This is a genomic window from Nocardiopsis nanhaiensis (genome assembly GCF_054778635.1).
Window position 1 is genome coordinate 126,897 of sequence record NZ_BAAGZJ010000009.1, and the last position, 9,272, is coordinate 136,168.

Here is a 9,272-nt window from a genome sequence, read left to right on the forward strand (position 1 = left end):
GGGCGCCCGAGCCCCGGATCCCGCGGTGCGGGTCGGAAGCGGGTTCCCCACCGTCGCGCGTGACCCGGCGCGAACGGCTTGGGCGAAGTAGCCCGGCACGCGTTTCAGCGCACCGGGCGGGCACGGGATTATCCGTGCGGGTCACGACCATCCACTTTACGGGCTCGGAGACACCGCCCCGACCAAAAGGCGCGTCATCCCGCCCGAAAGTGGTGCCCGATCACAGGAAGGGCTTGACCTCAGCGGCGGCGTCAGCACCGTAGGAGCGCTCCAGACGGCCCAGGAGGGACTCGGACGTGAGCTTGTACTCCTGCGGTCCGTCCGCCTCCAGGCAGTGGACTGCGGTGGCGTTGCCGACCTGGGCCGCGCGCTCCAGGGAGACCCCCCAGGAGTGGGCCGAGAGGAACCCGGCGCGGAAGGCGTCGCCCATACCGGTGGGGTCGACGAGGTTGTCGACGGCGGCGGAGGGCACCCGGATGCTGGGCTCGCCCTCGCGGTCGATCCGGACGCCCTTGGCGCCCAGGGTGGTCACCCGGATACCCACCTTGCCCAGGATCTCGGCGTCCGACCAGCCGGTCTTCTGCTCGGCCAGGGCCTTCTCGTACTCGTTGGTGAACAGGAAGGTCGCGCTCTCGATGAGGCTGCGCACCTCCGGACCCTCCATGCGGGCGAGCTGCTGCGAGGGGTCGGCGGCGAAGGGGATGGAGCGCGAGCGGCACTCCTCGCTGTGCCGGACCATGGCCACCGGGTCGTCGGCGCCGATGAGGACGAGGTCGAGGCCGCCCGCGCGGTCCGCGATCGGCCCGACCTCGATGTTGCGGGCCTCGGCCATCGCACCGGCGTAGAACGACGCGATCTGGTTCTGGTCCTTGTCCGTGGTGCAGATGAACCGGGCCGTATGGCGCAGTTCCGAGATGAGCACCGCGGAGGTGTCGACGCCGTGGCGGTCGAGCCATGCTCGGTACTCCTCGAAGTCGGCCCCGGCCGCGCCGACCAGGATCGGGCTCAGTCCGAAGCCGGCGATACCGAAACAGATGTTGGCTGCGACGCCGCCGCGGCGCACATCCAGCTCGTCGATCAGGAAGGAGAGGGACAACTGCTGGATCTGGTCGGGGATGATCTGCTCGGCCAACCGACCGTCGAAGGTCATCAGGTGGTCGGTGGCGATGGATCCGGCAACCGCGATACGCACTGTACGTGAGCTCCTTGGTTGGGAAGAAGAATGCACTCGGGGGACGAGCTGGACATGTTGTGGGCGTAGCCGGCCACGCCGGGGCGCGACCGATGGACCCGCCTAGGTTACCCAGGGGGCGGCGGTCCTTAAAGGCCGGGCGGGCACGGATAGCGCGCCGGCACCGCCCTCGGACGCAGAATCGGACACAAGAAGGGGGAGGGCGGACGCTCGGGAGCGTCCGCCCTCCCCCTGTGGTTGCCGCCCCGCCAGGGCGGCTGTGCCTGGCCGAACGTGCCCGGCCGACCCTCGCGGCTCCTAGTTGAAGGAGTCGCCGCAGGCGCAGGAACCGGTGGCGTTGGGGTTGTCGATGGTGAACCCCTGCTTTTCGATCGTGTCCATGAAGTCGATGGTCGCGCCGATGAGGTAGGCGGCACTGCGGCGGTCGGTGACGACCTCGACCCCGTCGAAGTCGGCGATGACGTCGCCGTCCAGGTCGCGCTCGTCGAAGTAGAGCTGGTAACGCAGCCCCGAGCAACCACCGGGCTGGACACCCACGCGCAGGCGCAGGTCGTCCCGGCCCTCCTGCTCAAGGAGCGTCCGAACCTTGTCGGCCGCACCATCGGTGAGGATGACTCCCTGCGCGGTGGCCTCGCTCTGAACCGTCATGTTGTAAAGCTCCTCTTAAAAGGGGTTGCGGCCGTCTGGCGACCCCGGTCGCGTGCCGGATCGGCCCGCCGTGGCGGGTGTAGTCCTCTTCAACGGGTCCCAACGCCGGGAGCCCGCGCGGCATTCCACCTTGTGGCCGCTGTGTTCGCCCGGCCGCCGTGGCCACAGGATGTGGGTGCGGCACCGGCGGCGCACGGGTGTACTCGCACCTCCAAGGGTAATTTGTCCCGGCCCCGGATGCCATCTCCGGTGTGCGCCGGAAGCGGAGAAAGACGTCTCCGTCCTCGTCAGAGGCCCGGGGCACCGTAGACCGGGAACCAGCGGGACTTGTCCTTCTCCATCGGCAGATCGTCCCCGATCGCCGCCTCCACCTGTAGTTCCAGTGCGTTGTCCCGGCCCTTGCCCCGAGGGGCGAACGGGTAGAAGGTGCCCCGCTTGTACAGGTAGACGAGGCCGACCGAGCGGCCCCCGCCGTCGGTGAAGCCCACGAGCGAGCACAGCAGGGAGGGACCGTAGCCGTTCACCTCCAGGGTCGAGTTGACCGCGTGCAGGTCGGTGACCAGGCCGGTGATGTCGGTGTCCACCACCTCTCCGCCCGGCCCCGCAGGAATTTCTCCCCCACCGCCGTCGGCCCCGCCCCCGCGCACGACCAGCCAGGTGTAGCCGTAGTCATCGGTGGTCTGCTCGACCGGCGGGCCGTCACCGGCGTTCAGGAGCTCGGTGACGTCGCGCTCCACATCGGCGAAGGCGGCGCCCTCCGAGGCCCGGAAGGCCACGGAGCCCGAACCCGTGGGTGAGATCCCCACAGCCGCGCGCAGGGTCAGGGCGGCCGACGGCAGCCCGAAGAGCGCGTCCAAGTCGGGCTTGGCCAGCTTCGAACGTCCCAGCAGGGCGCGCCAGAAACTCATGCGGGTTCCCCTCACGGGTGGTCGGGGCCGGGTCGAGGGCCTGCCGGGTCAGTTCCCGGTTCCGAGCTGGCGGGAGATGTCGGAGAGCTGTGACAGGCGCTGTTCGACCGGCGGGTGGGTGGCGATCAACTGGTTCATGCTGAAGCCCTTCTTCGCGAAGGCCGGCGCGAAGAAGAAGGCGTTGAACGGTTCGGCCTGGCGCAGGTCCCTGGTGGGGATGCGGGCCATGTCCCCCGTGATCTTGGACAGCGCGCTGCCCAACATGGACGGGCGGCCGGTCAGGTAGGCGGCGGCGCGGTCCGCGGCGAGCTCCCGGTAGCGGGACAGGGCTCGGGTGAGCAGGAAGCTCAGAACCCAGGCGACGGCGCTGACCAGGACGACGAGGAGGGCGACGACCGCTGGGGCCGGGCCGTTGTTACCGCCCCGGTTGCCCCCCGCGATCAGGGCGAAGCGCAGCCCGGCCTGGGTGAGGAACCCGGCGACGATGCCGAGGAAACCGGCGATGGTCATGACCATGACGTCGCGGTGGGCGATGTGTGAGAGCTCGTGGGCGACGACCGCCTCCAGCTCCGGGCCGTCCAGGCGGCGCATCAGGCCGGTGGTCACACAGATGACCGCCGACTTCTCGCTGTGCCCGGTGGCGAAGGCGTTGGGCACGTCGGAGTCGGCGATTCCCACGCGGGGCTTGCCCATGTCGGCCATGGCGCACAGGCGGTCGACCATAGCGTGCAGGTCGGGTGCCTGCTGCGGGGTCACCTCCTTGGCGCCCATCGCGAACATGGCGATCTTGTCGGAGGAGAAGTAGGAGAACAGGGCGAAGGCCCCGACGATGATCAGTACCAGCCAGATGTTGAGCCCGGCGAAGACCAGGCCGAACACGAAGGCGACGTAGACCAGGAACAGCAACACCATGGTCATGACCATCCGGGCTGTCAGCCCCCGGTCCGGACGGAACTTCGAACCTGCCACGCCGATCCCTCCCCTATGACTGTTTCGGAGTGTAGTTCGGGCAGGTGAGAAACGGGTTAAAGCGGGCCGCCGCGTGTTCCCCACGTCCGGTGAGACGTGTCATAGACCGCACGCACACCGCGGCCGCCGTGACGTGGTCACGGCGGCCGCGGTGGAGAACGCGCGCACGCAGGCACCGAACGTGGCTCGGACCGGTGGTCTCCCTAGCCCGGGGACACGCCTGGCTCGCGGACCCGCTTGGACGGCGGCGGGTCTCGCGGAGTCACCGCACCCGGGCCTAGCCCGGGATGAGTCCGTCGTCCTGAAGCATCTCGCGAACCTCTTCCATGCTGGCGTCAGCGTGCGGAAGGATGAACTGCGAGGGCTCCAGGGCGTCAGGCGGCAGCGGCTTGCTGTCCTCCCGCACCTTCTCCAGGAGGTCGTGCAAGGCCGTGCGGAACTTGGCCTCGTCATCCGCCTCGATCGCCGCCTCCAGGGCCGCGTCGAAGTCGTTGAGCAGGTCCAGGTCGGCGTCGGTGAGGTCAACCTGACCCTCACCCATGATGCGGACGATCACGAGCCCTCCCGGTTCCCGGCCGAGCCGTTCCCGCCCTCGATCTGCGGGGTGGCACCGCCGCCGTTGCCGCCTTCGAGCTCGAGCTTCATGCGCTCCAGCTCGGACTCGACACCGGTGGTGCTGGCCAACTGGTCGAGTTCGCTCTGGATGTCGTCCTTGGGGCCGCTGCCCGTGACGTCGTCCAGCGCGCCGGAGGCGAGGAGCTCGTCCACCGCACCGGCACGGGCCTGCATCTCGGAGGTCTTGTCCTCCGCGCGCTGCACGGCCATGCCCACGTCGCCCATCTCCTCGGAGATGCCCGAGAAGGCCTCGCTGATCTGCGTCTGGGCCTGAGCGGCGGTGTAGGTCGCCTTGATGGTCTCCTTGCGCGTGCGGAAGGAGTCCACCTTCGCCTGCAGGCGCTGAGCGGCCATCGTGAGCTTCTGCTCTTCACCCTGGAGGTTGGAGTGCTGTTCGCGCAGTCCCTCGATCTGGCTGGTGAGGCCGGAGCGACGGGTGAGGGCCTCACGGGCGAGGTCCTCACGGCCCTGGGTCAGGGCCGCCCGGCTCTGGGTCTCCAGTTTGCCGGACTGCTGCTCGAGCTGCTGGATCTGGAGCTCGACCCGCTTTCGGGAAGTCGCGACGTCGGCGACACCGCGACGGACCTTCTGCAGGAGTTCAAGCTGTTTCTGGTACGAGTAGTCGAGTGTTTCCCTGGGGTCCTCGACAGAGTCCAGGGCCTTGCTGGCCTTGGACTTGAAGATCATCGAAAGTCGCTGAAACACGCTCATTGGCGTGGCCGTCCCCTTCTCGGTGCGTACATCGGCTGTTCCCAGCGGGCGCTCTGCCCAACCCTACGCGGTCTGGCCCGCGGTCGCCATAAAGCTATGACCGGCTACCCTGAAGGTGTGTTCCGACGTCGCTCCGCTTCCGCAGCCCCGGATTCGAGCTCTGCCGAATCCGCCAGCCCTGAGGCCACTGAGGCCACCCAACCTAAGGGATATACCCCCAAGAAGGGTGTGCCCACCCCTAAGCGCAGGGAATCCGACAGCACCCCGCGCCGACCGGTGAAGGCCCCTGAGACCCGAAAGGAGGCTTACCGTGCCTACCGGGACCGTCTCGAACGTCAACGCGACAAGGGTGCGCGGCGTTCCGGTGCTCCCAAGGGCGACGAGAAATACTTCCGCCAGCAGGACCTCGGGCAGGCCCGCGCCTACGCCCGGGACTTCATCGACTCGCGCCGCAGCGCCAGTGAGTTCTTCCTGCCGTTCTCGATCCTCATCATCGCGCTGCTGTTCATCAACAACCCGACGTTCCAGGTCGCCGTCGCCTACGTGCTGTGGCCGTTGATGATGGTCACCATCGTCGCCGAGGGCATCATGGTCGGGCGCACGATCAAGCGTCGGACCAGCGAGTACTTCCCCGACGACCCGGCGATCAAGGGCATCGGCATGTACGCCGCCATGCGCCAGCTGCAGTTCCGGCGCCTGCGTCTGCCCAAGCCCCGCGTGAAGGTCGGCGAGGACCCCACTCCCCGCGGCACACGCTGAACAGCCAGCCGTCCCGAAAATCCCCATTGTCCGTCACACGTGAGCAGGGCCGGTGTCCGCACCGGCCCTTCACTGTGTCTGGGGCACGGCGCCTGGGGCGGCTGCACCTCCTGACTGGGAGCGTTCCCAATCTCATGGTGGACGGTCTCGGATTCCGCCGGTGCTGCTATTAGAGTGCTCAGCATGGACTTTCGGCATCTAGGCAACAGCGGTCTCATCATCAGCGAGATCGCCTACGGGAACTGGATCACCCACGGCTCCCAGGTCGAGGAGGACACCGCCGCGTCCTGTGTGCGCGCCGCACTCGACGCGGGCATCACCACCTTCGACACCGCGGACGCCTACGCCCAGGGCAGGGCTGAGGAGGTTCTCGGCCGCGCGCTGAAGGGCGAGCGCCGGGACGGGCTGGAGATCTTCTCGAAGGTCTTCTGGCCGATGGGCGAGGGCAGGAACGACAAGGGCCTGTCCCGCAAGCACATCATCCGCGGCGCGGAGGCCTCCCTGCGCCGCCTGGGCACCGACTACCTGGACCTCTACCAGGCGCACCGCTTCGACTACACCACCCCGCTCGAGGAGACGATGCGGGCCTTCGAGGACCTGGTCCGCCAGGGCAAGGCCCTGTACATCGGTGTCTCCGAGTGGCGGGCCGAGGAGATCGAGCGCGCCCTCAAGATCGCGGACGAGATGGGCTTCGACCGGATCGTCTCCAGCCAGCCGCAGTACAACATGCTCTGGCGGGTCATCGAGTCCGAGGTCGTCCCCGTGTCCGAGCGCGAGGGCATCGGCCAGATCGTCTGGTCGCCGATCGCCGGCGGGATCCTCACCGGCAAGTACAAGCCGGGCCAGGAACTGCCCGCGGGTTCGCGTGCCAGCGACCCCAAGAGCGAGCAGTTCCTCGCCGACAAGGTCTCCGACCAGGCCCTCCTGGAGCGCGTGCAGCAGCTGGAGCCGCTCGCCGCCGAAGCGGGGCTGACCATGTCCCAGCTGGCCGTGGCCTGGGTACTGCAGAACACCAACGTGTCCTCGGCGATCATCGGCGCCTCACGCCCGGAGCAGGTGGAGAGCAACGTCGAGGCCGCCGGTGTGAAGCTCGACTCCGCCCTGATGGCACGGATCGACGAGGTCCTGGGTGACAGCATCGAGCGCGACCCGTCGCTCACCAAGAGCCCGGAGAACATCCGCGGCTGACCACTCCCCGGTGGTTGGCCACATGCGGCCCCGGAGCCCGAGGGCACCGGGGCCGCGCTCGTCGCGGCCGGGCTCGCGGCGCCCCCCTCATAGGCACACTGGCCCTGCCCCTGACTTCCTCCCTCTCCTGAAACGAGAGGGATTCCGACCAGAGCCGGGGTCTGGTGGCCTTCGGGGACACCGACTAAGCAGTCCACATCCAAGGCGCGCATCCGGTCAGCGCCAGTTACGTCGCGGAGGCCGGTGAGTTCTCGCTGGACTTCGACACGTGCCTGCCCGAGATCGCGGAGGAGGCGGAGGAGAGCGGGAGCGACTGAGCGCCGCGACCTGGAGGCCGGGCACGGCGCTCATGGGAGCCTCTGGGGCCGGCTATTCGGGCGACAGGGACATCGCGTAGACCTCCCGCCCCTCCTCCAGCAGGGCGACAGTGCCCACGCCGCCCTCGACGAGCTCCTCCCAGTTCTCACCGAGCCAGCTCTCGGCGTCGCCGCGCGACGTGAACGACTCGGCCGGCAGTCCCTCCGCCCTCAGCTGGGCACCGTCCGCCTCGTGATACCGCCACGTCCACGCCATGTTCGACCGCCCTTCGTCGCCGTTGCACGGTGGGGGCCACCGCGATCCTGTGCTGAGCCTAACCAAGGCTCGGTCCGCGATGAGGTTAACTCTTTGGGGTGCGTATCCGATTTTTGGGAACGGCGGGGCACGCGGGCTGGCCAGCACCGCAGTGCACCTGCTCTTCCTGCAACAAGGCCCACGCGGAACGCCGTCTGCCGTTGAGGGTGACCGTCGACGACCGTTTCCGTATCCGCGAGGCCGGCGCCGTAGGCCCGGTCCCACCCGGGTACACGGTGACCCCCACCCCGGACGGGATCCGGGTGGACGGCAGCGACGGCGGCCGCCTGCTCTACGCCCGGTCCGGCCCGGGTCCACTGCCCGGCGGTCCTCCGGCCGAGGCCCGGCCCGGGGGTTCCTCCGGTTACTCCTCGGCGCCCCCGCAGCAGGTGGACATGGTCATCGTCGACGCCGCGCAGCGCCCCGAGGTCATCGGGGAGCTCCGGCGTTCCGGCGTGATCGGGGTGACGACGGCCGTGGTCGCGGTGGGCGGGGACCACCGGATCAGGTCGCCCCAGGAGTTCGCCCGGCGGGCGCGTCTGTGGGGCGCCCTGGTGCCGGGGGACGGCAGTGAGATGTCGTGCCCGCCAGCGGTGTGGCCGGAGTCCCGGCCGCGCGGCCCGCACCGGACCCTGGTCACCGGAGGGGCGCGTTCGGGCAAGTCCACCGAGGCCGAACTACGCCTGCTGGCGGAACCGAAGGTGGTCTACGCGGCCACCGGACCGGTCGCCGACCCCGCCGCGGACCCGGAGTGGGCTGAGCGCGTCGCCCACCACGTGCGGCGCAGACCCTGGTGGTGGCGGACCGAGCAGACCAAGGATCTTGCGGTACTGCTCAAGCGCACCAGGGGCGCGGTCCTGGTCGACTGCTTGGGAACCTGGCTGACCTGGGTCATGGGTGAGTGCGGCATGTGGGAGGAGCACCCTCCCGAGGACGCGGAGGAACGTGTGGAGACCGCCGTCCACGACCTCTTGGAGGCCTGGCGCTCGTCCCAGGCCTACATCGTGGCGGTCACCAATGAAGTGGGGTCCGGCGTGGTGCCGCCGACCCGTGCGGGCCGGGTCTTCCGCGACCAGCTGGGTCTGCTCAACCAGTGGGTGGGCGCCGAGTCCGAGGACGTGGTGCTGGCCGCGGCCGGGCGCGTTGTGGAGCTTCCGTGAGCGGATCTGACGCCGTCGCCGGTGCGCGCATGGCGGTGGGCACGTTCACGGTCTGGCCGGTGCGCGTGGAGCGGGTGGACCGTCCGGTCTCCGGTTGGGCGATGTGCTGGGCGCCGGTGCTGGGGGCCGTTCTCGGCTCGGCCACCGGTGCGGTCACCGTGCTGGGCGTCTGGGTGGGCTGGTCGGCCCCGCTGGCGGCACTGCTCGCGGTCGGCCTCGGCGCTCTGCTCACCCGAGGGCTTCACCTGGACGGCCTGGCCGACCTGGCCGACGGCCTGGGAAGCGGTCGCGCGGCCGAGGGCGCGTTGGAGGTCATGCGTCGCTCCGACATCGGGCCCTTCGGGGTCCTGACCTTGGTGGTGGCGGTCGGCGCCCAGGTGTTGGCGCTGGCGCAGCTCGCCGAAGCCTCGCCCTGGGCCGCCCTGGCCGGCGCGGTGGTGGCGGGCGCGGCCGGACGGCTGGCGGTGACCCTGGCGTGCACGCCCCGCGTGCCCTCTGCCCGGCCGGAGG

Annotated in this window: 11 protein-coding genes; 4 read left to right on the top strand and 7 right to left on the bottom strand. The window is 69.5% G+C overall.

Translation table 11 applies throughout. The features are described from left to right. Nucleotides 1–220 precede the first annotated feature (220 nt). The 6 genes from ACYVD1_RS06635 to ACYVD1_RS06660 form a co-directional block, all read right to left on the bottom strand. Entirely contained in the window at nucleotides 221–1,192 is a 972-nt protein-coding gene (locus ACYVD1_RS06635) for a carbohydrate kinase family protein (protein WP_460769141.1), read from the bottom strand. 297 nt (nucleotides 1,193–1,489) lie between these two features. Continuing rightward, nucleotides 1,490–1,840 carry a HesB/IscA family protein gene (locus ACYVD1_RS06640; protein WP_460746968.1) on the bottom strand — a complete coding sequence of 117 codons (351 nt, stop codon included), beginning with the start codon at nucleotides 1,838–1,840 and terminating at the stop codon, nucleotides 1,490–1,492. Between the two features lie 287 nt (nucleotides 1,841–2,127). Continuing rightward, the gene (pspAB, locus tag ACYVD1_RS06645) at nucleotides 2,128–2,748 is read right to left on the bottom strand and encodes a PspA-associated protein PspAB (RefSeq protein ID WP_460769143.1); all 621 of its coding nucleotides are present in this window, start codon (nucleotides 2,746–2,748) and stop codon (nucleotides 2,128–2,130) included. A gap of 48 nt (nucleotides 2,749–2,796) precedes the next feature. After that, on the bottom strand, nucleotides 2,797–3,717 hold the full coding sequence (gene htpX / locus ACYVD1_RS06650) for a zinc metalloprotease HtpX (RefSeq protein ID WP_460769145.1): 921 nt from the start codon (nucleotides 3,715–3,717) through the stop codon (nucleotides 2,797–2,799). Nucleotides 3,718–3,994: 277 nt separating this feature from the next. Next, a complete protein-coding gene (pspAA, locus tag ACYVD1_RS06655) occupies nucleotides 3,995–4,273 on the bottom strand; it encodes a PspA-associated protein PspAA (protein ID WP_460769147.1) in 279 nt (92 codons plus the stop codon). Next, the gene (locus ACYVD1_RS06660) at nucleotides 4,270–5,043 is read right to left on the bottom strand and encodes a PspA/IM30 family protein (RefSeq protein ID WP_460746972.1); all 774 of its coding nucleotides are present in this window, start codon (nucleotides 5,041–5,043) and stop codon (nucleotides 4,270–4,272) included. Before ACYVD1_RS06660 ends, pspAA begins: the two co-directional genes overlap by 4 nt. A 96-nt stretch (nucleotides 5,044–5,139) precedes the next feature. Between ACYVD1_RS06660 and ACYVD1_RS06665 the strand changes: the two genes are divergently transcribed. Both ACYVD1_RS06665 and ACYVD1_RS06670 read left to right on the top strand, forming a co-directional pair. After that, complete coding sequence (locus ACYVD1_RS06665) at nucleotides 5,140–5,802, top strand: DUF3043 domain-containing protein (RefSeq protein WP_460769149.1); 663 nt, start codon at nucleotides 5,140–5,142, stop codon at nucleotides 5,800–5,802. A gap of 183 nt (nucleotides 5,803–5,985) precedes the next feature. After that, nucleotides 5,986–6,990, top strand: coding sequence for an aldo/keto reductase family protein (locus tag ACYVD1_RS06670; RefSeq protein WP_460769152.1), 1,005 nt, complete (start codon nucleotides 5,986–5,988; stop codon nucleotides 6,988–6,990). 369 nt (nucleotides 6,991–7,359) lie between these two features. Here ACYVD1_RS06670 and ACYVD1_RS06675 read toward each other — a convergent pair whose 3' ends face one another. Then, complete coding sequence (locus tag ACYVD1_RS06675; protein ID WP_460769155.1) at nucleotides 7,360–7,563, bottom strand: hypothetical protein; 204 nt, start codon at nucleotides 7,561–7,563, stop codon at nucleotides 7,360–7,362. 206 nt (nucleotides 7,564–7,769) lie between these two features. Between ACYVD1_RS06675 and ACYVD1_RS06680 the strand changes: the two genes are divergently transcribed. Both ACYVD1_RS06680 and ACYVD1_RS06685 read left to right on the top strand, forming a co-directional pair. Next, entirely contained in the window at nucleotides 7,770–8,762 is a 993-nt protein-coding gene (locus tag ACYVD1_RS06680) for a bifunctional adenosylcobinamide kinase/adenosylcobinamide-phosphate guanylyltransferase (protein ID WP_460769173.1), read from the top strand. Next, on the top strand, nucleotides 8,759–9,272 hold a 514-nt coding region (locus tag ACYVD1_RS06685), incomplete at its 3' end, for an adenosylcobinamide-GDP ribazoletransferase (RefSeq protein WP_460769157.1). The genes ACYVD1_RS06680 and ACYVD1_RS06685, both read left to right, overlap by 4 nt.